At 64.8% G+C, this 26,288-nt stretch carries 23 protein-coding genes and 1 pseudogene; 13 read left to right on the top strand and 11 right to left on the bottom strand.

Annotation, left to right across the window (positions count from 1 at the left end; genetic code table 11):
* Window positions 1–32: 32 nt before the first annotated feature.
* Genes lptB through kdsD form a run of 5 tightly spaced genes read right to left on the bottom strand, consistent with a single transcriptional unit; the run spans window position 33 to window position 3,665 of the window.
* The gene (gene lptB / locus HDG34_RS23365) at window positions 33–809 is read right to left on the bottom strand and encodes an LPS export ABC transporter ATP-binding protein (protein ID WP_090805577.1); all 777 of its coding nucleotides are present in this window, start codon (window positions 807–809) and stop codon (window positions 33–35) included.
* Between the two features lie 17 nt (window positions 810–826).
* A complete protein-coding gene (lptA, locus tag HDG34_RS23360) occupies window positions 827–1,498 on the bottom strand; it encodes a lipopolysaccharide transport periplasmic protein LptA (RefSeq protein ID WP_184062477.1) in 672 nt (223 codons plus the stop codon).
* Window positions 1,499–1,537: 39 nt separating this feature from the next.
* On the bottom strand, window positions 1,538–2,125 hold the full coding sequence (gene lptC, locus HDG34_RS23355) for an LPS export ABC transporter periplasmic protein LptC (protein ID WP_018419357.1): 588 nt from the start codon (window positions 2,123–2,125) through the stop codon (window positions 1,538–1,540).
* The gene (locus HDG34_RS23350; RefSeq protein ID WP_184026959.1) at window positions 2,122–2,682 is read right to left on the bottom strand and encodes an HAD family hydrolase; all 561 of its coding nucleotides are present in this window, start codon (window positions 2,680–2,682) and stop codon (window positions 2,122–2,124) included. Before HDG34_RS23350 ends, lptC begins: the two co-directional genes overlap by 4 nt.
* Complete coding sequence (kdsD, locus tag HDG34_RS23345; protein ID WP_184062475.1) at window positions 2,682–3,665, bottom strand: arabinose 5-phosphate isomerase KdsD; 984 nt, start codon at window positions 3,663–3,665, stop codon at window positions 2,682–2,684. Before kdsD ends, HDG34_RS23350 begins: the two co-directional genes overlap by 1 nt.
* 206 nt (window positions 3,666–3,871) lie before the next feature.
* On the opposite strand from kdsD, the gene HDG34_RS23340 reads away from it, so the two are divergent.
* From HDG34_RS23340 to purU, 5 genes are all read left to right on the top strand, one after another.
* The gene (locus HDG34_RS23340; RefSeq protein WP_090802948.1) at window positions 3,872–5,869 is read left to right on the top strand and encodes a cation:proton antiporter; all 1,998 of its coding nucleotides are present in this window, start codon (window positions 3,872–3,874) and stop codon (window positions 5,867–5,869) included.
* 81 nt (window positions 5,870–5,950) lie between these two features.
* A complete protein-coding gene (locus HDG34_RS23335; RefSeq protein ID WP_184062472.1) occupies window positions 5,951–6,517 on the top strand; it encodes an adenine phosphoribosyltransferase in 567 nt (188 codons plus the stop codon).
* 173 nt (window positions 6,518–6,690) lie between these two features.
* The gene (locus tag HDG34_RS23330) at window positions 6,691–7,305 is read left to right on the top strand and encodes a LysE family translocator (RefSeq protein ID WP_184062761.1); all 615 of its coding nucleotides are present in this window, start codon (window positions 6,691–6,693) and stop codon (window positions 7,303–7,305) included.
* 73 nt (window positions 7,306–7,378) lie between these two features.
* A complete protein-coding gene (locus HDG34_RS23325; protein ID WP_184062470.1) occupies window positions 7,379–8,272 on the top strand; it encodes a DUF4743 domain-containing protein in 894 nt (297 codons plus the stop codon).
* 84 nt (window positions 8,273–8,356) lie between these two features.
* Window positions 8,357–9,226: a formyltetrahydrofolate deformylase gene (gene purU, locus HDG34_RS23320; RefSeq protein WP_090802954.1), complete on the top strand. Its 870-nt coding sequence runs from the start codon at window positions 8,357–8,359 to the stop codon at window positions 9,224–9,226.
* Between the two features lie 58 nt (window positions 9,227–9,284).
* Here the strand turns inward: purU and HDG34_RS23315 are convergent, their stop codons facing one another.
* The 3 genes from HDG34_RS23315 to uvrA form a co-directional block, all read right to left on the bottom strand.
* On the bottom strand, window positions 9,285–10,511 hold the full coding sequence (locus tag HDG34_RS23315; RefSeq protein WP_184062469.1) for a PepSY domain-containing protein: 1,227 nt from the start codon (window positions 10,509–10,511) through the stop codon (window positions 9,285–9,287).
* Between the two features lie 284 nt (window positions 10,512–10,795).
* Window positions 10,796–11,881, bottom strand: coding sequence for an AI-2E family transporter (locus HDG34_RS23310; RefSeq protein WP_184062467.1), 1,086 nt, complete (start codon window positions 11,879–11,881; stop codon window positions 10,796–10,798).
* Between the two features lie 34 nt (window positions 11,882–11,915).
* Window positions 11,916–14,789 carry an excinuclease ABC subunit UvrA gene (gene uvrA, locus HDG34_RS23305; protein WP_184062465.1) on the bottom strand — a complete coding sequence of 958 codons (2,874 nt, stop codon included), beginning with the start codon at window positions 14,787–14,789 and terminating at the stop codon, window positions 11,916–11,918.
* A gap of 302 nt (window positions 14,790–15,091) precedes the next feature.
* Between uvrA and HDG34_RS23300 the strand changes: the two genes are divergently transcribed.
* Both HDG34_RS23300 and HDG34_RS23295 read left to right on the top strand, forming a co-directional pair.
* Entirely contained in the window at window positions 15,092–16,279 is a 1,188-nt protein-coding gene (locus HDG34_RS23300) for an MFS transporter (RefSeq protein WP_090802960.1), read from the top strand.
* A 146-nt stretch (window positions 16,280–16,425) separates the two neighbouring features.
* Window positions 16,426–16,956, top strand: a complete 531-nt coding sequence (locus tag HDG34_RS23295; RefSeq protein ID WP_090802962.1) for a single-stranded DNA-binding protein — start codon at window positions 16,426–16,428, stop codon at window positions 16,954–16,956.
* 149 nt (window positions 16,957–17,105) lie between these two features.
* Here HDG34_RS23295 and HDG34_RS23290 read toward each other — a convergent pair whose 3' ends face one another.
* The gene (locus HDG34_RS23290; RefSeq protein ID WP_184062463.1) at window positions 17,106–17,906 is read right to left on the bottom strand and encodes a hypothetical protein; all 801 of its coding nucleotides are present in this window, start codon (window positions 17,904–17,906) and stop codon (window positions 17,106–17,108) included.
* A 261-nt stretch (window positions 17,907–18,167) separates the two neighbouring features.
* Here HDG34_RS23290 and HDG34_RS23285 point away from each other — a divergent pair, with 261 nt between their 5' ends.
* Window positions 18,168–19,814 carry a methyl-accepting chemotaxis protein gene (locus HDG34_RS23285; protein ID WP_184062460.1) on the top strand — a complete coding sequence of 549 codons (1,647 nt, stop codon included), beginning with the start codon at window positions 18,168–18,170 and terminating at the stop codon, window positions 19,812–19,814.
* 45 nt (window positions 19,815–19,859) lie between these two features.
* Here the strand turns inward: HDG34_RS23285 and HDG34_RS23280 are convergent.
* Together HDG34_RS23280 and HDG34_RS23275 are read right to left on the bottom strand one after the other, a co-directional pair.
* A pseudogene (locus HDG34_RS23280) lies at window positions 19,860–20,384 on the bottom strand (c-type cytochrome); the annotation flags it as partial.
* Between the two features lie 3 nt (window positions 20,385–20,387).
* Entirely contained in the window at window positions 20,388–21,275 is an 888-nt protein-coding gene (locus HDG34_RS23275) for a LysR family transcriptional regulator (RefSeq protein ID WP_184062458.1), read from the bottom strand.
* A gap of 95 nt (window positions 21,276–21,370) precedes the next feature.
* On the opposite strand from HDG34_RS23275, the gene HDG34_RS23270 reads away from it, so the two are divergent.
* The 5 genes from HDG34_RS23270 to aqpZ all read left to right on the top strand — a co-directional run bounded on the left by HDG34_RS23270 (window position 21,371) and on the right by aqpZ (window position 26,237).
* Window positions 21,371–22,735 (top strand): MFS transporter, encoded by a 1,365-nt coding sequence (locus HDG34_RS23270; RefSeq protein ID WP_184062456.1) that lies wholly within the window; start codon window positions 21,371–21,373, stop codon window positions 22,733–22,735.
* Window positions 22,736–23,001: 266 nt separating this feature from the next.
* Entirely contained in the window at window positions 23,002–23,670 is a 669-nt protein-coding gene (locus HDG34_RS23265) for a response regulator transcription factor (protein WP_184053870.1), read from the top strand.
* A 134-nt stretch (window positions 23,671–23,804) separates the two neighbouring features.
* The gene (locus HDG34_RS23260) at window positions 23,805–24,494 is read left to right on the top strand and encodes a response regulator transcription factor (protein ID WP_090802973.1); all 690 of its coding nucleotides are present in this window, start codon (window positions 23,805–23,807) and stop codon (window positions 24,492–24,494) included.
* Between the two features lie 108 nt (window positions 24,495–24,602).
* Window positions 24,603–25,247 (top strand): response regulator transcription factor, encoded by a 645-nt coding sequence (locus tag HDG34_RS23255; RefSeq protein ID WP_184053864.1) that lies wholly within the window; start codon window positions 24,603–24,605, stop codon window positions 25,245–25,247.
* Between the two features lie 243 nt (window positions 25,248–25,490).
* Window positions 25,491–26,237 (top strand): aquaporin Z, encoded by a 747-nt coding sequence (aqpZ, locus tag HDG34_RS23250; RefSeq protein WP_184062454.1) that lies wholly within the window; start codon window positions 25,491–25,493, stop codon window positions 26,235–26,237.
* The last annotated feature ends 51 nt before the right edge of the window (window positions 26,238–26,288 follow it).

The following is a 26,288-nucleotide window of genomic DNA, read 5'->3' as shown; positions in this document are numbered from 1 at the left end:
CGCGCTCGCTTGGCCGGGGACGCCGTACGTGCTTACATGCGGAAGTGCTCGCCCAGATAGACGCGCCGCACGCTTTCGTTTTCGATGATGTCGCTAGGCGCGCCGGCGGCCAGCACGCTGCCGTCGCTGATGATGTACGCGTGATCGCAGATACCTAGCGTTTCGCGCACGTTGTGGTCGGTGATCAGGACGCCGATATTGCGCTGCTTCAAGAACTTGACGATTTTCTGGATTTCCAGCACCGCGATCGGGTCGACGCCGGCGAACGGTTCGTCGAGCAGAATGAAGCTCGGATTGGTTGCCAGCGCGCGCGCAATTTCAACCCGACGACGCTCGCCGCCCGACAGCGACAGCGCCGGATTTTCACGCAGATGCGCGATCTGAAGCTCGTCGAGCAGCGCTTCGGTGCGTGACGTGATCACGTCTTTGCCGAGGCGCTTGCCGTTTTCGTCGTGCTGCAATTCCAGCACCGCGCGAATATTCTGCTCGACGCTCAACTTACGGAACACCGACGCTTCCTGCGGCAGATATGACAGGCCGAGCGATGCGCGTTTGTGAATGGGCAGCAGGCTGATCGACTTGCCGTCCAGATCGATTTCGCCGGCATCGAGCGGCACGAGGCCGACGATCATGTAGAACGACGTGGTCTTGCCGGCGCCGTTCGGGCCGAGCAGGCCGACCACTTCGCCGCTCTTCACGTCGAGCGACACGTCCTTGACGACCGTGCGCGAGCCATAGCGCTTCTTCAGATTGCGCACGACCAGCGAACTGCTGGTGCCGGCCGGCTTCCGATGGGGGAGGGGCGCGATGGTGCTGCTCATGGTGCTCACTGGTTCGGCGCTCCCTGGATCGAGTTGGACGGCGTGAGCGTGGCCGACGCGCCGGTCAGCGGCGCGGCGCCGGCGTTGCGCGGCGACAGCATCGCGCGCACGCGGCCGGTCGGGTTGCCCGGACCGGCGACGTCCTTGCCTGACTTCGCGGTGTAGAAGTCGTTCTGGCCGTCGTAGGTGATCACGCTACCGTGCACCTGGTCGAGCAGCGTCGTCATGCTCTGCAGGCGGCGCACCGTCGCGTTGGTGGTCAGGGTGGTCAGATCCTGCTTGCCGTCGTAGTCGATACGGATCGCCGTACCCTCGATGTATTCGTCGAGCCCTTCGCGCTTCTGGCGGAAATACGACAGATTGCCGCCGCTCGAGGTGCCGGTCGCGAATTGGTAGCCCTGCGGGTCTTGCGACACTTCGACGCGATCGGCCTTGATCAGGATCGTCCCTTTGGTGGCCACCACGTGGCCGGTGAAGATGCTGACCTGCCGCAGGTCGTCGTAAGTCATGTTGTCCGCTTCGATGTTCAGCGGCTTGTCTTTGTCGGCGCGGTCCGCGTGCGCAAGCGGCGCGAAGCCGACGAGCGGCAGCGCGACGACGAGCGCAGCAAGTGCGGCGCGGCACGCGGACAGCGCGCGCGAACGGCCGGTATCAAAACGGGGGTGCGATTCGTTCATGCAGTCACGCCTGGAATGGATTACCCGGTATGCGTTGGCTTAGTGGCCGGAATCGGACGCGGCGATTGCGCCTCTTACATTGCCGAACAGTTGCATAAACCGGGTGACATTGTTGTATTTCATGCCGCTGGCAGTCATCACGGACATGCCGCGCTGAAGTTTAACTGGCTTTTCAGTCTCGATCACATCGTCGTTGACGAGGACCCTGAAATGCTCGGAATCGGCCTGCATCTGCGGATCGCCGCCGCCGGGCGCGCGCAGGATGCGCGCGTTCTGGTACAGATTGACGATCGACGCATCCGCGTTGACCGTGCCCGTGTCGCCGGTCGCGGTGACGATCGGCTTGCCGGGCTGGAACGCACGCATCGCCGGCTTGACGAGGTCGCTCATTTCGTCGTCCTCGTAATGGACCAGCGACTGCGCGGTCAGCCGGTACTGCGTCGCGCCTGACTGGTCGAGCTCGGACACCGAAAAGTTGTCGGCGAAGTAGTCCGGCGTGTGTTCCTTCGGGCGCACCTCGTCGTCGGTCTTGCGCGGCAACGTGGCTTGCAGCAGCCACCACGTGATGCCGGCGAGCGCCGCCATCGCGATGAGCGGGATCAGCGAAGTCAGGCGAAACTGGTTCATCCCACGAGGCCCCGTTGCTCGCCGCTGCACGCCGCCGCGAGCAGTGCTTCATATTTGTGCTGGGCACGCAGCAGCGTGTCGCACACTTCGCGCGCCGCGCCGTAACCGCCGCGCGCCTCGCTGACCCAGTGGGCGCGCGCGATCACTTCGGGATGCGAATTGGCCGGCGCGGCCGCGAAGCCGACGCGCAGCATCACCGCGAGATCGACCCAGTCGTCGCCCATGTAGCCGCAGTCCTCGGCGGTGAGGCCGGTTTGCCGCAGCAGGTCGGCGAACGCCTGTGGCTTGTCCTGCACGCCCTGGTAGACATGCGCGATGTTCATTTCTTTCGCCCGCGCGGCCACGATGCCGGACTTGCGCCCGGTGATGAGCGCCGTTTCGATGCCGGCCTGGCGCAGCAGCTTCATGCCGTGGCCGTCCATCGAGTTGAAGCCTTTCATCGTGTCGCCTTCCGCCGTGAACAGCAGGCCGCCGTCGGTCAGTACGCCGTCGACGTCGAAAATCATCAGCTTCACGCGGCTTGCGCGTTCGGTAGCGGTAGGGGGAGCAACGGCCATCAGATCACCTTCTTCGAAAACAGGTCGTGCATGTTGAGCGCGCCGATCAGCTTGCCCGTTTCGTCGACGACCAGCATCTGATTGATACGATAGCGCTCCATCAGTTCCACGGCTTCGACCGCGAGATGGTCCGGCCCGATCGTGCGCGGGCCCGCGGTCATCACCGAGGCGATCGGCAGGTGGCGGAAATCGCCGTCGCGTTCGAGCACGCGGCGCAGGTCGCCGTCGGTGAAGATGCCCGTCACACGGCCCTCGCGGTCGACGACCGAGGTCATGCCCATGCGCTTCGCGGTCAGTTGGAAGAGGGCATCGCTGACGGTTGCCTCGGGGGTGACCTGCGGCAACTGGTCACCGGTGCGCATGACGTCGCGCACGTAGGTGAGCAGGCGTCGGCCGAGCGCGCCGCCCGGATGCGAGCGCGCGAAGTCGTCGCGGCCGAAGCCGCGCGCGTCGAGCACCGCGACCGCGAGCGCATCGCCGAGCGCGAGCGCGGCGGTGGTGCTGGCGGTGGGCGCGAGATTCATCGGACAGGCTTCCTTCGCGACGCCGGAATTCAGATGTACATCCGCGAGTTGCGCGAGGCTTGAGCCAGGACGGCCCGTCATCGCGATCAGCTTCGCGCCGATCCGCTTGATGAGCGGCAGGATCGCCATCAGCTCCTCGGTTTCGCCCGAATTGGACAGCGCGAGAAATACGTCGTCGGCGGTGACCATGCCGAGGTCGCCGTGGCTTGCTTCCGCCGGATGCACGAAGAACGCGGGTGTGCCGGTGCTTGCCAGCGTGGCCGCGAGTTTGCGGGCCACGTGGCCGGATTTACCGATGCCGGAGACGACCACGCGTCCACGGCAACCCAGGATGAAATCGACCGCGCCGACGAAACTGCCGTCGAGCTGGTCGCGAAGCGCGCGCACGGCGTCCGCTTCGATGTCGAGTACGTCGCGAGCAAGCGTGAGTGCCCTGTCGCCATTGATTTTCGCTATCATTCGCGGAGTATAGCAAAGGCGCCTGTTCGCCGCGCCGGGCCTGCTGTGCCGAGCCGCTGTCTGCATCGGCCTGTCGACAATCCCTTTTTCAGCTGCTTTGCCGCCTTTTTGCAGCTTTTTTGCCGGCCCAATCAATCATCTCGCACGGCGTTCTCGTGCGCGGTTCCGCTGACGAACGAGGACGCTTCACCCATGCGTTTTTGCCGATGATTTCCCCGCTCGAAATGACGCTGTTTCTGCTGCTGGCATCGGTGGCGGGCGTGGTGATCTTTCGCTTCCTGAATCTGCCGCCGATGCTCGGCTACCTGACGGTCGGCATCGTCGTCGGGCCGCATGCGTTCGGGCTGATTCCCGATTCGGCGGGGGCGCAGAATCTCGCGGAATTCGGCGTCGTGTTCCTGATGTTCTCGATCGGGCTCGAGTTTTCGCTCGCCAAGCTGCGCACGATGCGCCGGCTCGTGTTCGGACTCGGCTTGCTGCAGGTGATCGGCACGGTCGCGGTGGCGGTGTCGCTCGGCTTCGTGCTCGAGCGTTGGGTGCATATCACGTGGCAGGCGAGCGTCGCGCTGGGCGGCGCGCTGGCGATGTCGTCGACGGCAATCGTCAGCAAGATGCTCGCGGAGCGGCTCGAAATCGAAACCGAGCACGGCCGCAATATCTTCGGCGTGCTGCTGTTTCAGGATCTCGCGGTGGTGCCGCTGTTGATCATCATTTCGGCGCTCGGCGGCCGCTCGGAGAATCTGGTCAGCGCGCTCGGCGTCGCGGCGATCAAGATCGTCGTGGCCCTCGCGCTGCTGCTGATCGTCGGGCAGCGCTTCATGACGCGCTGGTTCAACGTGGTCGCGCGGCGCCGCTCGCAGGAGCTGTTCGTCCTCAATCTGCTGCTGGTGACGCTCGGCGCCGCGTTCATCACCGACAAATTCGGGCTGTCGCTCGCGCTCGGCGCGTTCATCGCCGGCATGCTGATCGCCGAGACGCCGTATCGGCATCAGGTCGAAGAGGACATCAAGCCGTTTCGCGACGTGCTGCTCGGGCTCTTCTTCGTGACCACCGGCATGCTGCTCAATCCGCGCGTGATCTGGGAGCATCCGCTCGTCGTGCTGGCCTTTTTCCTCGGCCCGGTGCTGCTGAAATTGGTCATGATCACTGGCCTTGCGCGGCTCTTCGGCGCGACGCCGGGCGTCGCGATGCGTACCGGTATCGGTCTCGCGCAGGCGGGCGAGTTCGGCTTCGTGCTGCTGAACCTGATCCTCGACCGACATCTCGTCGACGCGACGCTGTTGCAGGCGATTCTCGCCGCGATGCTGCTGTCGATGCTCGCCGCGCCGTTCATGATCCAGAACGCGGACCGTGTCGTGCTGCGGCTGTCGTCGACCGAATGGATGATGCAGTCGTTGCAGATGACGCGCATCGCCACGCAAAGCCTGAAGCAGAGCGGCCACGTAATCATCTGCGGCTACGGCCGCGCCGGGCAGAACCTCGCACGCATGCTCGAGCATGAAGGGCTCTCGTATGTCGCGCTCGATCTCGATCCCGACCGTGTCGCGGCTGCCGCGGCAGCCGGCGAATCGGTCGTGTTCGGCGACGCGGGGCGGCGCGAGTCGCTGCTGGCCGCCGGCCTGCATCGCGCGGCCGCGATCGCGATCACCTACGCGAACACGCCGTCGGCACTGCGCGTGCTGCACAACATTCACGAGATGGAGCCGACGCTGCCGGTCATCGTGCGCACCGTCGACGATGCCGATCTGGAGAAACTGCTCGCCGCCGGCGCGACGGAGGTGATTCCGGAGATCGTCGAGGGCAGCCTGATGCTCGCGTCGCATACTCTCGTCGTGATGGGTGTGCCGATGCGGCGCGTGGTGCGGCGCGTCGAGGAGATGCGCGACGAACGCTATTCGCTGTTGCGCGGCTATTTCCACGGCGCCGACGACATCGACGACGACGACGGCCACGAGCAGGTGCGGCTACAATCGGTGCCGGTCGACGAGAGCGCCGACGCGGTGGGCCGTACGCTCGCCGAGGTGGGCCTGTACGAACTCGGTGTCGAAGTGACCGCGATCCGCCGGCACGGCATCCGCGGCGTCGAACCGGACCCGTCGACGAAACTGCGCGCGAGCGACATCGTGGTGCTGCGCGGTCTGCCCGAACAACTGGCGCAAGCCGAGGAGCGGCTGTCGAAGCATCGCCGCGCCGCTGCGGCCTGAACCCGTGAGCCTGGCCCGTTCTGGCGGGCGACCCTGATTCAAGCCTTTCACCGGACCTGTCGAGGTCCATCCGGAGACATCATGTCCAAGGCGCTCGCGAGCGCGCCGCTCGATGCGGCCGACTACATCAGAAGTCACATTCGCACGGTGCCCGACTGGCCGCAGCCGGGCGTGCAGTTCCGCGACATCACGCCGCTGCTGCGCGAGCCGAAGTCGCTGCGTGTGCTGATCGACCTGTTCGTGCAGCGCTATATCGACGCGAAGCTCGACTACATTGCCGGGCTCGATGCGCGCGGCTTCATCATCGGGCCGATCGTCGCCCATGAGTTGAGCGTTGGCTTCATCCCGATTCGCAAGGCGGGCAAGCTGCCGTACAAGCGGATCTCGCAATCGTATGAACTGGAATACGGTACCGCGACCGTCGAGATTCACGAGGATGCGTGCGAGCCGGGCGACCGCGTCGTGATCATCGACGATCTGATCGCGACCGGCGGCACAATGATGGCCGGCAAACTGCTGCTCGAGCGGCTCGGCGCGGTCGTCGTGGAAGGCGCGGCGATCGTCGATCTGCCGGAGCTGGGCGGCTCGAAGCTGCTGGGCGAGGGCGGTCTTGCGCTCTATACCGTGACGAGTTTCGACGGTCATTGAACCGGGGAGGTAGTCACGGCGCGTGCCGTGACGCGCGGTAGCGTTTCCCGCCGTACCAGCGGCTAAAGTCGCATGAGCCGCACAAGCCCCGTTGGCCGAGCAAAACCAACCGGGCTCAACGATATGGCTCACCCATCATGGTTCACCAGTCGCCCAACCAGAAGACCACCACGATGCCCAACTTCCTGCTGTTTCTTGCCACCTCGATCGCGATCACCGTGGCGCCCGGCCCGGACAATCTGCAGGTGCTCGCGCGCGGCATCTCGCAGGGCCGCGCGGCCGGCCTGGTCGCCGCGCTCGGCTTTGCCGCCGGCATCACGTTTCATACGACACTCGCGGCGCTCGGCGTCGCCGCGCTGCTGCGCTCGTCGCCGCTCGCGTTCGAAGCGATCAAGCTCGCCGGCGCCGCGTATCTGGTGTGGATCGGCATCAAGGCGCTGCGCAGCCAGGGCCTCGCGACCGCGCACGAGCGTGCGCCGCAGCCGCTTTCGACGGTGTTTCGCCAGAGCGTGCTCGGCAATCTGATGAATCCGAAGGTCACGCTGTTCTTCGTCGTGTTTCTGCCGCAGTTCGTGCAGCCGGACGGCGCGCAGAGCGTCACCGTGCAGATGCTGGAGCTCGGCGCGCTGTTCATGCTGCAGACCGTCGTGGTGTTTTCGCTATTCGGCGTGTGCGCGGGGATCATCGGCGGCTGGCTCAGACGGCGGCCGCGCGTGGGCCTGTGGCTCGATCGCGTGGCCGGCGCGACGTTCATCGCGGTCGGGATTCGCGTCGTCTTGCGCGACTGACAGTCGTCACGCCATCCGCCCGCTTCTGCTTTGCCCCGGTTCGCCACGACGACGGACAGTTTGGAGTTTTCCGATGACTTTGCCCTGCATCACCGCCGCGCGCCGCTTCGACGCGAACGCGCATCGGCCGTTTCTGATCGGCGCCGAACCGGTCGGGTGGATTCGCGAGCGCGACGTGCCGCTGCTCGCGCGCTGGCCCGACGTGTTCGAGATGGCGAACGACGGCGTGACGCTCTGCGCCACGTTCGATACCGTCGATCTGCGCAGCGCGGCGCTCGCTTCCGTGATCGGCGCGCTCGCCGCCGATGGCCGCATCCCCGGCTGGCGCAACGAGACGTACGCGATCCGCAATGCGTTCGACGCGCCGCCGCTCGCGTATATCGAGCGCGCGGCGTCGCGCTTCTTCGGCACGATGACCTACGCGGTGCATCTGAACGGCGTCGTAGAATATGCGGATGGCGGGGCGCCCTTTGGCGGAGCGCCCTTTGGCGGGGCGCCGCGTGGCGCACCGCAATTGTGGATCGCGCGCCGCAGCGATACCAAGGCGACCGACCCCGGCATGCTCGACAACGTCGTCGCAGGCGGGATCGGCTGGGGCTTCGGCATCGCCGAGACGATCGTCAAGGAGTGCTGGGAAGAGGCGGGCATTCCGGCGCAGATCGCGGCGAGCGCGGTCGCGGGCCGCACCGCGCACGTGCTGCAATCGCTGCCGGAAGGCACGCAGGCCGAGCAGATTTTCATCTACGACCTCACGCTGCCCGCCGACTTCGCGCCGCGCAACCAGGACGGCGAAGTGGGCGAACACCGGCTCGCGCGCATCGACGAAGTCGCGCGCTGGATCGAGGAAGGCGCGCTGACCGTCGATGCCAGCCTCGCGACGCTCGATTGCCTGCTGCGCCGCCGCTGGATCGACGAGGACGCGTGCGAGGGCATCGACGCGCTGTTCGCGCCGCCGGCGCTCGCCTAGCTCAGGCTCATCAGTCGAGCTCAACCCGTGCAGCCAGTACCCACTGAAACAAACCACGCATTGAACAAGGGAGTCACCGAGGTCATGTCGACCGATCACAGCTTTATCCTCAAACTGTCGTGCGCCGACCGGCCCGGCATCGTTCACGCCGTGTCGGGCTTTCTGTTCGAGCGGGGCAGCAATATTCTCGACTCCGCGCAGTTCGGCGACAGCCGCACCGGCGAGTTCTTCATGCGCGTGCATTTTCAGCAGGTGGGCGGCGATCCGGGGCTTGACGCGCTGCGCGCGTCGTTCGTGACACTCGCCGAGCAGTTCGGCATGAGCTGGGAATTGCACGACGCGAACGTGAAGCCGCGCGTCGTGATCATGGTGTCGAAGATCGGCCACTGCCTGAACGATCTGCTGTTCCGCTACCGCACCGGTCAGTTGAACATCGACATCCCGGCGATCATCTCGAACCACAAGGAGTTCTACCAGCTCGCCGCGAGCTACGACATCCCGTTCCATCATTTCCCGCTGCTCGGCGGCACGCCCGAAGCGAAAACCGCGCAGGAAGCGCGCGTGCTCGAAGTGATCAACGAGCATCAGGCCGACCTCGTGGTGCTCGCGCGCTACATGCAGATCCTGTCGCCGAACCTGTGCGAGGCGCTCGCCGGCCGCGCGATCAACATCCACCACTCGTTCCTGCCGAGCTTCAAGGGCGCGAAGCCGTACTACCAGGCGTTCGACCGCGGCGTGAAGCTGATCGGGGCAACCGCCCACTATGTGACGACCGATCTCGACGAAGGTCCGATCATCGAGCAGGAAGTCGAGCGCGTGGACCACAGCATGACGCCGGAACAACTGACGGCGATCGGCCGCGACGTCGAGTGTGTGACGCTCGCGCGCGCGGTGAGGTGGCACGTGGAGCATCGCGTCGTGCTGAACGGCAGCAAGACGGTGGTGTTCCGCTAGGAGCCGCGCCAGTCACACTGCGCCGGTCGAGGCCGGCGCGTCGCTTTACCTGCTCGCGTTACGAACGCGCTGCCGCGCCGCCCGTGCTTCTCGCGAGATTCGCGTTTTGCGCGGAACGACGGCGCGCGTTCAGCTTCTTCAGCCAGATCAGCAGGCCCGTGACGCTCAGCACGGCCACCGCCACCCCCACCGCGCTGATCAGAATCCGCCCCCCGAGACCGAGGATGCGCCCCGAGTGCAGCGGAAACTGCACCTGCAGGAAGATGTCGCCGGCCGTGCCTCGGCCGGGAATCCGCGCGGCGAGCCGCTTGCCGGTGGCGGCGTCCCAATACATCCACGGGTTGCCGAGGCCGGTGTCGCCGTGGTCGTTGCCGGACGTGTAGAAGCCGACGCCATACGCGTGCATGAATTCGGCGTAGTAGAGCCCGCCCGGCGGCGCGGCGACATGCATTTCCTTGCCGGCCTGCCCGGCGAGTTCGACGATGCGCTCGCGGCTCAGCACCTGATCGCCGGGTTGCGGCGCGCGCAGGATTTCGGGGTTGCTGAACGGATCGGGTGTCAGCGTCGACAGTCGTGACACGATCGGCCGCACCACCTGGGACGACAGATTCATCGAAATCGACGTCAGCGCGACGATCGCCAGCAGACCCCAGATCCATACGCCGCCGGAGCGGTGCAGATCGAACGTCAACGCATAGCCGCCGCGTTTCAGGCGGAACGTGAACGACTTGCGCCAGGCCTTCAGGCTCGGAAACGACAGGCACAGCGCAATCACGCAGTCAAAGAGCCACACGATGCCGACGATCCCCATCAGCCAGGTGCCAAGGTCGACACCGCCGGTAAACGGCAACTGCAGCGTGTAGTGCAGCTTGTAGATGAACGGAATCAGGTTGAGTCGCGCGAGCGACACGGCGCCCCACTCGCGGCGTCCCTGGATCTCGCCGGTGACGGGATCGACGGCGATCTGATTGAAATCGAGCGGATAGGGCTGCTTCGTCGCCGGATCGGTGCGCGGCAGCACCATCATCTGCAGCGTGTGGCCCGGTTCGACCGCGAGCGGCAGATAGGTCACCCGAAGACGCGGATCGGCGGCTTCGACGCGATTCGCCAGTTCGAGGCCGGACAGCGTCGGCCCGACCGTGCGAGCCTGGTAAAACGACGGGTTCAGCGCGGCATCGAACTCGTGGTCCCACGCGATGATCGCGCCCGTAAGGCCCGCGACCAACAGAAACAGTGCGGTCGCGACGCCGAACCAGCGGTGCAGGCGGACAAGCTGGCGTCTCATGCGCGAGCCGGCAACGCGCAACAGGGACCCAGACGGAGACGCGGGTGGGAGATCAGGCGAAACGTCACGATGCGGACTGGGTGTAAATAGGAATTGTTCGCATCTTAGGGGTTGACGCGGTCGGCTGCAAGTTTTCTGTCAGCAAGAGGCGACGATGCAGGGTCACGGGAAGCAAAAAAAAGCGGCACCGAAGTGCCGCTTGCGCTTTCGTCGGCTGCATGGACTGCCGCGTGTGCTGCAGAGCGCTAGTGAGTGCTGACTTTTGCTACTCGACCCAGCCCAACTCACACCAACCGCAAATAAATGAGCTCCCGCTTGATGTACGCATAAAAAATCGGCGCCGCGATGACCCCGGCGATACCGAACGCCGCTTCCATCACCAGCATCGCGATCAGCAGCTCCCATGCGCGCGCCTCGATCTGCCCGCCGACGATGCGCGCGTTCAGGAAGTACTCGAGCTTGTGAATCAGGATCAGGAACACAAGTGACATGATCGCCGCCGGAAAACTCACCGACAGCGCGACCGCGACGATGATCGTGTTCGAGATCAGATTGCCGATCACCGGCAGCAGACCCACGATGAACGTGACGAGCACGAGCGTCTTCGACAGCGGCAGCTGGTCGTGGAAAACCGGCAGGATCACGAGCAGGAAGATCGCGGTGAACACCGTGTTCAGCGCGGAGATCTTCACCTGCGCGAATACGATGCGGCGAAACGCGTCGGCAAAACGCGTGACGCGCGTGACGAACGCGGTGGACAGCGGCAGCCGCTGGATATGCTTCTGCGCGCCGACCGCGATGATCGCGCCGATGATCATGCCGAGCAGCACGTGCGTGAACGCGCGCGCCACGGTCGTGCCGCTTTGCTGCAGCATGTTCGCGTGCGTGTGCATCAGTTCGGCGGCCTTCGTCTTCATCTGCTCGGTGTCGACCGGCAGATAGTTCGCGACGAATTGGGGAATCCTGCCGCGCGCCTGGTCGATCAGTTGCATGGCCTGATCGAGCAGAGCCTGCACGCTCGGCACGTCGTTCTCGAAATGCGAGATGATGCCGAGCGTGAGTCCCGTCAGCGCGCCGACGATCAGCGTCGACAGAATCACCACCGCGAGCCAGCGCGCCCGCTTGCTCGACATGTGACGCTCGATGCGCGGCGCGATCGTATGCACGAGCTGAAACACCAGCAGCCCGGCGAGCAGCGCGCCGAGCAGCTTCAGTTCGATCACCGCCCACATGCCGAACAGCATCACCACGTAGCTGCCGATCTCGACCGCCGACAGCTTCGGCAGACTCATGTCGCTGGTCAGCCTGACCGGGCGCGGGCGCAGGTCCTGCACCCGATCTTCTTCGCGCGCCTGATTACGCTTGGTCATGGCTTATCCCGTCTCCAACCTCGGTAGTGCAGCGTTACTTTGTGGTGGCGGCGCGCTTGAGCAGCGGCGCCAGATATTTGCCGGTAAAACTGGCCTTCGACTTCGAGACCTGCTCGGGCGTGCCCTGGGCGATGATCTGCCCGCCGCCGGCGCCGCCTTCGGGGCCGAGATCGATGACCCAGTCCGCAGTTTTGATTACATCGAGATTATGTTCGATGATCACGACGGTATTACCCTGGTCACGCAACCGGTGTATGACTTCCAGCAACTGCGCGATATCGTGAAAGTGCAGGCCGGTAGTCGGTTCGTCAAGGATGTATAGCGTGCGACCGGTATCACGCTTGCTCAGTTCCAGCGACAGTTTCACACGCTGCGCCTCGCCGCCCGACAGCGTGGTGGCCGACTGACCCAGGCGAATATAGCCGAGACCCACGTCCAGCAGGGTTTTCAGCTTGCGCGCGACGACCGGTACGGCCTTGAAGAACTCGTACGCGTGTTCGACCGTCATGTCGAGCACTTCGCTGATGTTGCTGCCTTTGTACTGGATATCGAGCGTTTCGCGGTTGTAGCGCTTGCCGTGGCACACGTCGCACGGCACGTACACGTCGGGCAGGAAGTGCATTTCGACCTTCAGCACGCCGTCGCCCTGGCACGATTCGCAGCGCCCGCCCTTCACGTTGAACGAGAAGCGGCCCGGATCGTAGCCGCGCTCCTTGGCGGCCGGCACGCCCGCGAACAGCTCGCGAATCGGCGTGAAAAGGCCCGTGTAGGTGGCCGGATTCGAGCGCGGCGTGCGGCCGATCGGCGACTGGTCGACGTTGATCACCTTGTCGAAGTGCTCGAGGCCCTCGATCGACTCGTACGGCGCCGGCTCCGTGGCCGAGCCGTACAGATGATGCGCGACCGCGTGATACAGCGTGTCGTTGATCAGCGTCGACTTGCCCGAGCCGGACACGCCGGTCACGCAGGTCAAAAGACCCACCGGCAGATCGAGCGTGACGTTGTGCAGATTGTTGCCGTACGCCTCGACGATGCGCAGGCGCCGCTCGTCGGGATCCTTGCGCTCGTCGGGGTATTCGATCGTGCGCGCGCCGGACATGTATTGGCCCGTCAGCGACGCCGCGTTCTTCTGCACCTCTTTCGGCGTGCCCTCGGCGATCACCATGCCGCCGTGCTCGCCGGCGCCCGGGCCCATGTCGACCACGTAGTCGGCCATGCGGATCATGTCCTCGTCGTGCTCGACGACGATCACCGAGTTGCCGAGATCGCGCAGATGCTTGAGCGTCGAGATCAGCCGGTCGTTGTCGCGCTGATGCAGGCCGATCGACGGTTCGTCGAGCACGTACATCACGCCGGTCAGCCCCGAGCCGATCTGGGAAGCGAGGCGAATGCGCTGCGCTTCGCCGCCCGACAGCGTTTCGGCGCTGCGTTCGAGCGACAGGTAATCGAGCCCGACGTTGTTCAGGAACATCAGACGCGCGACGATTTCCTTGACGACCTTGTCGGCGATCTCGCGCTTCGAGCCTTCGAGACGCAGGGTCTGGAAGTAGCCGAGCGCGTCGCGCAACGGCCAGCCGCTGATCTCGAAGATGCCGCGCGCGTCGCTGTCCGCGCCGATGCGCACGAAGCGCGCCTCGCGACGCAGCCGCGTGCCCGCGCACGCCGGGCATGGCTGGTTATTCTGGTATTTGGCGAGTTCTTCGCGCACCGCGGACGAATCGGTTTCGCGGTAGCGCCGCTCCAGATTCGGGATGATCCCTTCGAACACGTGCTCGCGCACCGACGTGCGGCCGCGCTCGTTGATGTACGAGAACGGAATTTCCTGCTTGCCCGAACCGTACAGCAGGATCTTGCGGACTTTCTCCGGCAGGTCCTCGAGCGCGGTGTCGATGTCGAAGTCGTAGAACGCTGCGAGGCTCTGCAGCATCTGGAAGTAGAACTGGTTGCGCCGGTCCCAGCCCTTCACCGCGCCCGCCGCGAGCGACAGCGACGGATGCGCGACCACCCGCTTCGGATCGAAGAACGTAATCTGGCCGAGGCCGTCGCATTCGGGGCACGCGCCCATCGGGTTGTTGAACGAGAACAGGCGCGGCTCGAGTTCCTGCAGCGAATAGGAGCAGATCGGGCAGGCGAACTTCGAGCTGAACAGGTGCTCCTTGTCCGTATCCATTTCGAGCGCGATCGCGCGGCCGTCGGCGAGACGCAGCGCCGTTTCGAACGATTCGGCAAGGCGCTGCTTCACGTCGGGGCGCACGCGCAGACGATCGATCACGACGTCGATCGTGTGCTTGTCGTTTTTCTTCAGCTTCGGCAGAGAGTCGACTTCATAGATTTTCGCGGTGCCTTCGTTGGCGGTGCCGCCGCCCGAGCGCACGCGAAAGCGCACGAAGCCTTGCGCCTGCATGTCCTCGAACAGATCCGTGTGCTCGCCCTTGCGATCGCTGACGACGGGCGCGAGGATCATCACGCGCGTTTCCTCGGGCAGCGCGAGCGCCGCGTCGACCATCTGCGACACGCTTTGCGCTTCGAGCGGAATCTCGTGATCGGGGCAGTAGGGCGTGCCGACGCGCGCGAACAGCAGACGCAGATAGTCGTGGATTTCGGTGACGGTGCCGACCGTCGAGCGCGGATTGTGCGAGGTCGCCTTCTGTTCGATCGAGATAGCCGGCGACAAGCCTTCGATCAGGTCGACGTCCGGCTTTTCCATCAGTTGCAGGAACTGCCGCGCATAGGCGGACAGACTTTCGACGTAGCGCCGCTGTCCTTCCGCATACAGCGTATCGAACGCCAGCGACGATTTGCCGGAGCCCGAAAGCCCCGTGATAACGACGAGCTTGTGACGCGGTAGGTCGAGATTGACGTTCTTCAGGTTGTGGGTGCGAGCCCCACGAATACGGATTTGTTCCACGGATTTATTCCATGAACTGCGGAAAGGGAAAGAGGCCAAACCTGCTACTATAACGACTTTTCCAGACCGCCGTTACGGTGTGCTGACAGCGGGAAAAAGGCGAAACTGGGGCCGTTTTCCGTGAGTACAAGATGCCGCGAGGGACGAGCGGGGGCGATGGGGCACGGGCTTTGCGCGTCTCGTCGGCGCGGACCCGCCGATATGCCGGGGCTAGCCGCCTGCCTGTTCGTTCTGCTCCACTGTGCCGGCGGCCAAGGCTGTCCCCACGGGCTCGCCGCCCGGTTCATTCAAACAACGCTTCGATGTCCAATCCGTCCGCCATCTCCACACGCATGAGCGCGCCCGAATTGCGCGCGACCGTGTCGCTTGCCGCCATCTTCGCGCTGCGCATGCTGGGTCTCTTCATGATCATGCCGGTGTTCTCGATCTACGCGAAGACCATTCCCGGCGGCGAAAACGTGCTGCTCGTCGGCATCGCGCTCGGCGCGTACGGCGTCACGCAGTCGATGCTCTACATCTTCTATGGCTGGATCTCCGACAAGGTCGGCCGCAAGCCGGTGATCGCGACGGGCCTGCTGATCTTCGCGATCGGCAGCTTCGTCGCGGCGGCCGCGCACGACATGACGTGGATCATCGTCGGCCGGGTGATTCAGGGGATGGGTGCGGTGTCGTCGGCGGTGATCGCGTTCATCGCCGATCTGACCTCGGAGGAACATCGCACGAAGGCGATGGCGATGGTCGGCGGCAGCATCGGCGTGTCGTTCGCGGTCGCGATCGTCGGCGCGCCGATCGTGTTCCACTGGCTCGGCATGAGCGGGCTCTTCACGCTGGTCGGCGTGTTCTCGATTCTCGCTATCGGCGTCGTGATATGGGTCGTGCCCGATGCGCCGAAGCCGGTGCATGTGCGCGCGCCGTTCGCCGAAGTGCTGCACAACGTCGAGTTGCTGCGTTTGAATTTCGGCGTGCTCGTGCTGCACGCCACGCAAACCGCGCTGTTCCTCGTCGTGCCGCGCATTCTCGAAGCGGGCGGGCTGCCGGTCGCTTCACACTGGAAGGTGTATCTGCCGGTGATGGGGCTGTCGTTCGTGATGATGGTGCCGGCGATCATCGCCGCCGAGAAGCGCGGCAAGATGAAGATCGTGCTGCTGTCGGCGATTGCTCTTATCCTGATCGGCCAGTTGTTATTGGGCGTTGCTCCGCATACGATTCTGAGTGTGGCGGCGATCCTGTTCGTGTACTTTCTCGGCTTCAATATTCTCGAGGCCTCGCAGCCTTCGCTGGTGTCGAAGCTCGCGCCCGGTACCCGCAAGGGAGCCGCGGCCGGCGTGTACAACACCACGCAGTCGATCGGTCTTGCGCTGGGCGGAGTGGTCGGCGGCTGGCTGCTGAAGGTGAACGGCCAGAGCGCGGTTTTCTTCGCCTGCTCCGGGCTGGTATTTTGCTGGCTTATAATCGCCGCAAAGATGAAACAGCCGCCGCGCAAGGCATAACACAGCGTACTCGGGGCACCTCCCGAATCATCCAGAACTCACCCGGCGGCGGGCAGAGGCGCTCTTCTGGTCTCGGGCCTGCCGGCCGTGAGACGCGAACCGCGTAGTGCCGCGCCGCCTGCAACAGGAATCAACAGGAGAAATTCATGGCATCCGTGAACAAGGTCATTCTGGTCGGCAACCTCGGCGCCGATCCGGAAGTCCGCTATCTTCCGAGCGGCGACGCAGTGGCGAACATCCGCCTTGCGACGACGGACCGCTACAAGGACAAGGCGTCGGGCGAGATGAAGGAAGCCACCGAGTGGCACCGCGTCGCGTTCTTCGGCCGCCTCGCGGAAATCGTGGCGGAATATCTGAAGAAGGGCTCGTCGGTGTACCTCGAAGGGCGCATCCGCACGCGCAAGTGGCAGGCGCAGGACGGCACCGATCGCTATTCGACCGAGATCGTCGCGGAGCAGATGCAGATGCTCGGCGGCCGCGGCGGCGCGTCGATGGGTGGCGGCGATGAAGGCGGTTATAGCCGTGGCGAGCCGTCGGAGCGCAGCGGCGGCGGGGGTGGTCGCGCGATGTCGTCGGGCGGCGGTTCGCGTGGCGGTAGCGGCGGAGGCGGTGCGAGCCGTCCGAGCGCGCCGGCTGGCGGCGGCTTCGACGAGATGGACGACGATATTCCGTTCTGATCGTTGCGGCTCGATGCCGAGCCGACCAGCGTCCCGCTGATCGACACAAAAACAGAGGCCCGCTTTCTGCCAGGAAAGCGGGCCTTTCTGCCTTCTGTTTGCCGGCATTTTTTACGTCACGCGCGCGGACGGGGCATTCCGTCAGAAACTCACCGACTCAAATGCTCCAACGTATCCCGCAACGGCAGACTCGAAATCACGATCGGCCCGGTGAACGGCGTGTCGAGATCGACGATCACATAAACCGCCGAAGCAATCGACACCGCTCCCAGCGATATCGTCACCAGCGCCAACGCATTACGCGGCGCGATCAACCCGAAGCTCAGAAAGATCACGCCTAGCCAGAACGTCAGCGTCTTGAAGAACGGCCGCGAAATCGAGCTGTGCGCTTCCTCGATGATTTTCCAGCGCGCATCGATGACGCGCCGGTACTGCGTCAACGCGTCATCGAGTGCACGTTGCTGCAACGCATCCTGCGTGCGCAGCTGTCGCAATTGCCGCCCCACCGTGGTCAGCATGTCGCCCAGATGCACGTTTTCGAGTTGCTGCGGATTGCCCGGCGGCCCGAGATCGCGCGGATAGTCGCCGCTCGGCGCGGGCTCGCGCGGCCATGTCGAAGCGATCGCCGCCGCCGTGTACTGGCGCAACAGGCGCCGCGATTCGTCGGCCGCGCTGCCGAGCTCGCGCAGCGTCGAGTCGAATTCGATCAGTTCGGCCGCATAGCTGCGCATATCGTTCGACGCGGTGTCGAAGCTCGCTTTCGCCGATGCCGTCATCAAACCCAGCACCAGCGCGGCGAACGTCACCAGCATGCCGATCACGAGCTGCACGAGCTGTACGGTCTCGTGTGCCTTGTGCTCTTCCGGCAGCAGCGGCCGCACCCCGACGCCGAGGCCGGTGGCGATCAGCAGCAGCGCGAACACGAGTACGGCCGAACCGATTTCCGACATGGGCGCGCTCCGGGCAGGAAGGGGCTTCGACAGAAGGGCTTCAGCAAACGGGCTTCGAGACTCTATTGATGTAACGCAAGCCGGGCGAGCGATCAACCATAAAGTTTTCGGCCGATACGCCGTTGTCCCGAATGTGCTGTTTGCTTAATTTTCAGATAAGTTGCGGACCGGGCCGAACGGCGTGGGCGCAGCCTGCGTGGCCATGCAGCTATCGTCAACGATACGGAATCATCGGCCGGGCAGCCCAAGGAGACCAGTCCGATGTTGAAAAAGCTGTCGATTCGCACCAGCCTTACCCTGATGATCGTGTTCTTCGGCATCGTGCTGCTGCTCGGCGCGGCCGCGGGATTGTTGTCGCTGCGCTCGTCGAACGCGTCGCTGCAACAGATGTACACGGTCGACACGCCCGCCGTCGCCGACCTCGAAGGCAGCGCCGGCCAACTGCTGCGCCTGCGGCTCGCGCTCGCGACGTACGCGTCGCTCGTCGCGCTGAACGATCAGGACGGCGCGAACGCCGTGCTCAAGCGCTTCGATCAGTACCGCAAAGCCTCCGACGAGCGGCTTGCCCACTATTTGAGCGATGCGGGCACGGATGCCGATGAGCAGCGTCTGATCGCCGACATGCAGCAGAAGCGCGACGCGTTCCTGCACGACGGCGTCGACCCGACGCTCGCCGCGCTGAAGTCGAGCGACATCAACGCCTTCCAGCAATTGCAGGCGCATAAACTGCCGTCGCTGTACAGCGCGTACGAGAAGGCCATGCTCGCGCTCGAGCAGTTGCAGCTCGATCACGGCGCACAGCGCTACAAGGATGCGCAGGACCTGTTTTACGCGATCAGCACGGCGGTGGCGATCGGCATTGCGCTGTCGCTGGTCGGCGGCTTGCTCGCCCGCTTCGTGCTCGTGCGCGCGATCGTCACGCCGGTCGATGCGACGATCGCGCAGTTCCAGCGCATCGCCAACGGCGACCTGAGCGGCCGCATCGAGGTGCTCAGCGACAACGAGATGGGCCGTCTCGCGGCCGCGCTGCGCAAGATGCAGGAGTCGCTGATCGCGACGGTCAACGCGGTTCGTCAAGGTACCGATTCGATCGATACCGGCGTCAGCGAGATCGCGGCCGGCAACGCCGATCTGTCGCAACGCACCGAGGAGCAGGCGGCGGCGCTCGAGGAAACGGCCGCGAGCATCGAAGAGCTGACCACGACGGTCAAGCAGACGGCCGACAACGCGAAAGAGGCGAGCTCGCTCGCGCAGGGCGCCTCGACGCTGGCCGCGCAGGGCGGCGAGCTGACCGAGCAGGTGGTCGGCACGATGCACGGCATTGTCGACGATTCGCGGCGGATTGCCGATATCGTTGGCGTAATCGAGGGGATCGCGTTCCAGACCAACATCCTCGCGCTGAACGCCGCGGTCGAGGCGGCGCGAGCGGGCGAGCAGGGACGCGGCTTCGCGGTCGTCGCGAGCGAAGTGCGCTCGCTCGCGCAGCGCAGCGCGGCGGCGGCCAAGGAGATCAAGGGCTTGATCGACGCGTCGACCACCCGCGTGGAGCAGGGCTCGCAGCTCGTCGAGCGCTCGGGCACGACGATGAACGACATCGTCGGCGCGATCGCGCGCGTCAGTTCCATCATGAACGAGATCGCGGCGGCGGCGCTCGAACAGAGCACCGGCATCGATCAGGTCAATCGCGCGGTCGGTCAGATGGACGAGGTCACGCAGCAGAACGCGGCGCTCGTCCAGCAGGCGGCCGCGGCGGCGAGTTCGCTGGAAGATCAGGCGCGGCGCCTGTCGACGGCGGTGGCGGTGTTCCGGACCGGCAGCGAATCGCGCAGCCGTGCTCCGGCGCCCGGCGCGAAGCTGGCCGGTGTTGCCGGCGAGCGAAGACTGGACAGCGAGTTTGTCGCGGCGTAACGCGAGCCGTTGCGCTGCGTCAACCCGCGACCTCTCACCGTCCCACTACTGCATGGCCGCGTAATACCTCGCCACCGCATCGATTTCCTCGGGCGTCATCTGCCGCGCGACATTGCGCATCTGCTCGTTGATGTCGTTGCGCCGCGCGCCCGAAGCGAACGCCTGCAACTGCGCGGTCAGATAGGCCGCCGACTGTCCGCCGAGCCACGGCGCCGCGCCCTTGCGATCGAGTTGGCCATGACACGCCGCGCACGGTGCGATATTGCGTTGCGGGTCGCCCTGCATCACGAGCCTGGTTGCGGTCGCATCGGGTCCTTCGCCGGCGCGGGTCTTCTCGGCCGCCGCGGGGAGCGGGAGCGACGCGTAGTACACCGCCAGATCGTGCAGATCCTGGTCGCTGCGTCCCGCAATGATTGCCTGCATGACCGCGCTTTGCCGCTGGCCGCTCTGGAAGTCGCGCAATTCCTTGTAGTGCACGTCGGCGTACTGCCCGGCCAGCGCCGGCGCGGTGACCTGCACGGTGCCGAGTACGCCGTGGCACATCGAGCAGTGCTGCGTCGCGATCGTCGCGCGTCATGCGAAGAGCCGCACGAGCGCATCACGTGCATTGCTGACCAACTCGCTTTCGCCCGGACGCCGCGGCAGCAGATGAAACTCGATGGCGGGCAGCGGTGGCAAGCCGAAGTTCGCGGCACACGCCACCACGCCGCCGCCGAGCGACGACTCGTTCAGACAGGAAATCCCGAGCCCCGCCTTCAATGCGAGCTGCAGGCCCGCGACGCCCGACGCCGAATGCGACACCACGTACGGTACCTTGTGTTGGTCGAGCAGCTTGACGGCGAAGCGCTGCAACTGACACGTCGACGGCAGCAGCACCAGTTGATACGGCGCGATGGGGCGGGTGGCGGCATCGGCGCAACTGGCCCATAGCAGCCTTTCGCGCCGCACGACGATGCTCGCGGCACCGGCACCCGCGCCGCGTGCACGCAGCTGGCCTGCGACGAGCCGCGCCGACAAACCGATGTCGAACGACGCGTGATCGTCCGCGCCGCTGTCGATCACCGCGCTCGGCAACACCGTCACGTGCAGCTTCAGCCGCGGATGCTGTTCCGAAAACGTCTTGAGGATGCGCGCGATGTCGTGCGGCCGGTAGTAATCGGTGATCGCGATGCGCAGCTCGCCGTCGAGCGAGCGGCCTTGCAGGTCGTCGAAGGCCGCTTCGCTCATCGCGATGATGCGGCGCGCATGCTCGAGCAGGCGCTCGCCGGCGGACGTGGGACTCACACCCTGCCGGCTGCGCACGAGGAGCGGCTGGCCGGCGCGCTCCTCGAGCTTCTTCAACTGCTCGCTTACCGACGACTGCGACAGGAACACGCGCTCCGCGCCTGCCGACACCCCGCCCGATTCGGCGACGGCGACGAAGGTCCGCAACTGCGCAAGGTCGAAACCACGCTGGCTCATGATTCGGTTTTTCCGATGGTGGCGATCTAAATTTCCGGCTTTGCCGATGGAATGCCCAGCCGTAGCATACCCTCGAATGAGACACGGAGGGTGTGATGGAAAACGGATCGTTGACAGCGTCGGGCGGCACCGGCGAGCGCGGCGCGCGGCATCGCTGGAAGGTGCTGGGCGTTGGTTTTGCCGCGAATGCGAGCTTTTCGGCGGCATTTTCGGGGATTCCGACGACAGCGGTGTTCCTGCGCTCGGACTACCACCTGGGCAACCACGGGCTCGGCCTCGTGCTCGGCATGCTCGGCCTGGGCATTGCGGTCAGCGAGTTGCCGTGGGGGCTGCTAACCGACCGCTGGGGCGATCGCAGGGTACTGCTGCTCGGCTTGCTGTCGACCGCGGTCGCGCTAGCCGGTCTCGCGCTGTTCGTGTCGCCGGGCGGCGCGCATGTGCCTGGCATCGTCCCGCTCGCGCTCGGGCTGCTGTTTGTCGGACTGCTGGGCGGCAGCGTCAACGGATCGAGCGGCCGGGCGGTGATGGCGTGGTTTCGCGAAGGCGAGCGCGGCCTCGCGATGAGCATCCGCCAAACCGCGGTGCCGGCGGGCGGTGGACTCGGCGCAGTGGTCCTGCCGGTGCTCGCCTCGCACTTTGGTTTTGCGAGCGCCTATGCGGTGCTGGCGGTGGCGTGCGCGATCACCGCATGGTTCGCGTGGCGCTGGCTGCACGAGCCCGCACACGCGGACGATACGCCGGCGCCCAAAGGAGTGCGCGCGGCTGCGACGGCCTGTGCTGCGGCGGCCAACGGTCGGAGGTTGGACTCCTCGAACGTCAGCGCACCGCCGCCGATGATCTCCCCATTGCGCGACATCGCGATCTGGCGCGTCGCGCTCGGCGCGGGCGCGCTGTGCATGCCGCAGATTGCCGTGATCACATTCGGCACGGTGTTCCTGCACGACTTCGGGCGTGCCGGCGTGTTCGCGATCAGCGCGACGATGGCCGCGGTGCAGACTGGCGCCGCGATCGCGCGGGTCTGGAGCGGCGCGTGGACCGACCGGCGCGGCAACCGCCGCGCGTATATGCGGGCATGCAGTCTGGTGACCGCCGTGCTGTTCGTGCTGCTCGCGCTCGCGACCGGGCTCATCGGGCTGCGTCGCGCCGGGGCGGTCGCGCCGTTCGCGCTGATGATCGTACTCGGCGGAGTTAGCGCGTCGGCGTGGCACGGCGTCGCGTTCACCGAACTCGCGACGCTCGCCGGTACTCGCCGCGCGGGCACCGCGCTCGCGATGGGCAACACCTGCGTGTTCCTCACGCTGTTCGTGACGCCGCTTGCGATTCCGGCGCTGCTGTCTATCGGAGCATGGCCGCTGGTGTGGACGGTGGCGAGCGCTTGCGCGTTGCTCGCATTGCCGGTGTTTCCGCGCGCCGCGTCGACGCGTGCGATGCGCGCGACGCGTGCTTGCGATGCGGCGTGAGACATGGGGCGAACAGCGCGCGCTTTGCGTTGCCGAATTGATTTTGATTCGATTCGAATCACGGTGCGCATATTGCCTGGTCGAACTATAAATTATCCCGATTATTGATCTGGATTAGGAACGCTCCGATTGTCGTGAATTTGCGAGGGTGATCAGATGGCTTTTCCGGCACGTCGCTTGAGTGCCGCGACGCAGATCGACGCCTGCCGCCTGCACAGCCACTGCCGCGCGCATTTCGACCATTCTTATAACGAGCGAGACTAATCGTGACAAATCTTCGAATCATTCTGGCGGACGATCACCCGTTCGTCCTGCTTGGCCTGAAATCGACACTGGAGGCGCACGAAGGTCTGTCCGTCGTCGGTCAGGCGCAGATGCCCACTGCGTTGATCGCATTGCTGCAACACACACCGTGCGACGTGCTCGTCGTCGATCTTTCCATGCCGGAGCCCGCCGGCGAGATTGGCGACGGACTCGGCCTGATCCGGCGCATTCGTGGCGAGTGGCCCTCATTGCGCGTCGTCGTCGTGACCGGGCAGACGAATGCCGCGATGTTGCGTGTCGTCGTCGCCGATGCCGCGGTCAGTGTGATCGGCAAAGCCGATTCGCTCGAGGAACTGCCGCAAGCGGTCTGCGACAGTGCGCGCGGCGCGCGCTACCTGGGCCGCTCGGTAGTCGAAACGCTCGCGCGTTTGCAGCCGGACAACGGTCGGTTCGTGTCGGCCCTGCTGCTGTCGAAGCGGCAGACCGACATCCTGCGCAGGCTCGTGAGCGGCGAGTCCATCGTGCAGATCGCGGCGGCGCTCGGCTGCCATCGCCGCACGGTGAGCCGGCACAAGCGCGAAGCGATGGCGCGGCTTGGCGTCAACGACGACCCCGCGCTTTTTTCCTGTGTGCGCGCCTGCGGCACGGTCCTCCTCGAATCGGAAGACTAAGCATCAGGCATACGGTTGTTCGTACCATTTCAGAGCGCTCTGATGTTTGTCGCAATAGAAATGCTCGACCATTGCGTGAGCGCCGGTCACACATAACAAGGTCGAGAAATGAAAGTATCGAGGAGCGCCAGACGATGAACCTCATGGCTGCATCAGGCTCGCCTGTTCGAACGATCATTGCGGATGATCATCCGCTGGTTCTGCTGGCTATAGAAAATCTGATTGGCAACTATCCGGACCTGAAGGTGGTTGGCCGTGCGGCGGATGTCGCCGAACTGTTCATCGAAGTCGATCGCAGTCCTTGCGATATCGTGCTGATGGACCTTTACATGCCAGGAGGGCACAACGACAACCGGTTCGACGTCGTCAGGCAGTTGAAGGCGCGCTATCCCAACGTGGCGCTCGTCATTCTGACAATGGAAACGGAGGCGGCGACGCTGCGCAAAGTGATGTCGCTCGGCGTGGATGGGCTGCTGAGCAAACGTGATCGTATCGATCTGATCCATGTGGCGGTGGTCATGGCGCTGGCGCGCGAATGTTTTGTCGGTCCGGCGGTGCGCGCCATGCTGGCCGATGTCACGCTGACGAAACGTCTCGACTTCGTGCGCGCCACCCTGTCTCGCCGAGAGTTCGAGGTTTTTACGCAATACGCGTCAGGACTCGGCGTCACGGAAATCGCCACGCGGCTGGGACGTAGTGTGAAGACGATCAGCGCGCAGAAGTGCATGGCCATGCGCAAGCTGTCGCTGAATAGCGACGCCGAACTGTTTCGCTTCGCAGTCGAGTATGGCGTAGTGCCAGAAGGGCTTGGTCAAAGCCGTTAAGCGGGCGGCAACATACTGCGCAGGCGCGCGGCGAATATATCGGCATAACCGGGGGACACATTTCGTGCGGTATGCCCGATCGACACCATAAAAAAGTCACGGAAAAGAATGCCAAACAAGATTCACGTCGTCGTGGCGGACGATCACGACTCCATTCGCGCGGGCGTCCGATCTCTGCTGCGCGACAAGCCAAATATCGAAATTGTCGGCGAAGCTGCCGACACCCGTGGTCTCGCGAAGCTGCTCGATGCCTGCGCATGCGACGTCGTCGTGTCGGACATCGGCATGCCGGGACTCGACGGAGACACCAGCGCGGTGCCGCTATTGCGCCGGCTGCTACGGCGCACGCCGCATCCCCACGTGGTCGTGCTGACCATGATTGGGCGCGCGCATGTGTTGGCCGGCTTGCGCAATATCGGCGTGACTGGAATCGTCGACAAGCGCGACGCCGTGGACGCATTGATCGACGCAATCGAAGCCGTTGCCGCCGGGGGCACCCATCTATCGGAACAGGTTCGGGCCGCACTCGCGACCGCGGAGCCTGCGCCGCCCCGGCGCGGCGGTGTGATGAGCGCACGCGAGTGGGAGGTGTTTCAACTCTATGTGCGAGGCCTCGCGGTGCACGAGATCGCCACACGTCTGCGACGTAGCGACAAAACCATCAGCACGCAAAAACGCAGCGCGATGCGCAAGCTCGGACTGGAAACAGAAGCCGACCTGATCAACTACGCCACTCAGATTGGGCTGATATGAGGCGCAGCAACGGCCACAAATTCTTGTTCTCGATGGATTTGAGGTAGCCCTTATCAGACTTATCTGATTGCCGTGACGTGGGGGCACCCAATAATCTTGGCCGCCTGTCATTGCGCGCCTTGCGCCGCAACTGCCAAGCGGCTGGTTCGTGATCCGATTACCAATGGATCAGGGGAATCCGGTGCAGACCTCTTCGCGCGATCGTTTGGCGTCTGTGCCTCATACTTGATGGACGGGATAGAGATGTTTGCGCTAGGCAAGCGATTGTGCAGCGAGGGTGTGGGTACGGCTTGGCTCGTGTTCGTCGGCTGCGGCAGTACGGTGCTGGACACCACAGGCGTGCTGCAGGGCACTGGCGCGTTGCAAATGTCGTTGGCGTTCGGTCTTGCGCTTGCTACCGGCAGCTATGCCTTCGGCAAGATTTCCGGCGCGCATTTCAATCCTGCCGTCACCATCGGCCTGACGATCGCGCAGCGCTTTCCCGTGCGTGATGTCTTGCCCTATATCGCTGCGCAAATCTGGGGCGCAATAGTCGCCGCGGCGCTTCTCGCCTACCTCGCCAGCGGCCGGCCAGGTTTCGAACTCTCCGCGAGTGAATTCGCGGCGAACGGCTTCGGCGCTCATTCGCCCGCCGACTATCCATTGCATGCGGCGCTCGTCGTGGAATGCGTGCTGTCGTTCGTGTTTGTCGGAGCGTGCCTGCTGGTCGTCGTTCGAAAAGAGGTGGCAACGATTGCGCCATTCATCACCGGCGCATGTCTGATGCTCGTCTACCTGGTGTCCATTCCGATCACCAATGGAGCGGTCAATCCCGCACGCTCGACCGCGCAGGCGCTGTTCGTCGGCAACTGGGCGCTGGATCAGTTGTGGCTGTTCTGGGCCGCGCCGTTGGCCGGAGCAATCGCGGCTGGCGTGCTGTTTTCGTTTCTGGACGGCGGAGCCGATTCGTCTTCGGTGTCGTTGGTGGATGGGCAGGGTGACGTTTCGTGAGCGAGGGGCGGTACTCACCACTTCCGGTCGATGCGGTGCTGACATTGGGGC

This window comes from Paraburkholderia sp. HC6.4b (assembly GCF_014200875.1).
GTDB lineage: Bacteria > Pseudomonadota > Gammaproteobacteria > Burkholderiales > Burkholderiaceae > Paraburkholderia > Paraburkholderia tuberum.
This window is presented reverse-complemented; position numbering and strand designations above follow the sequence as displayed.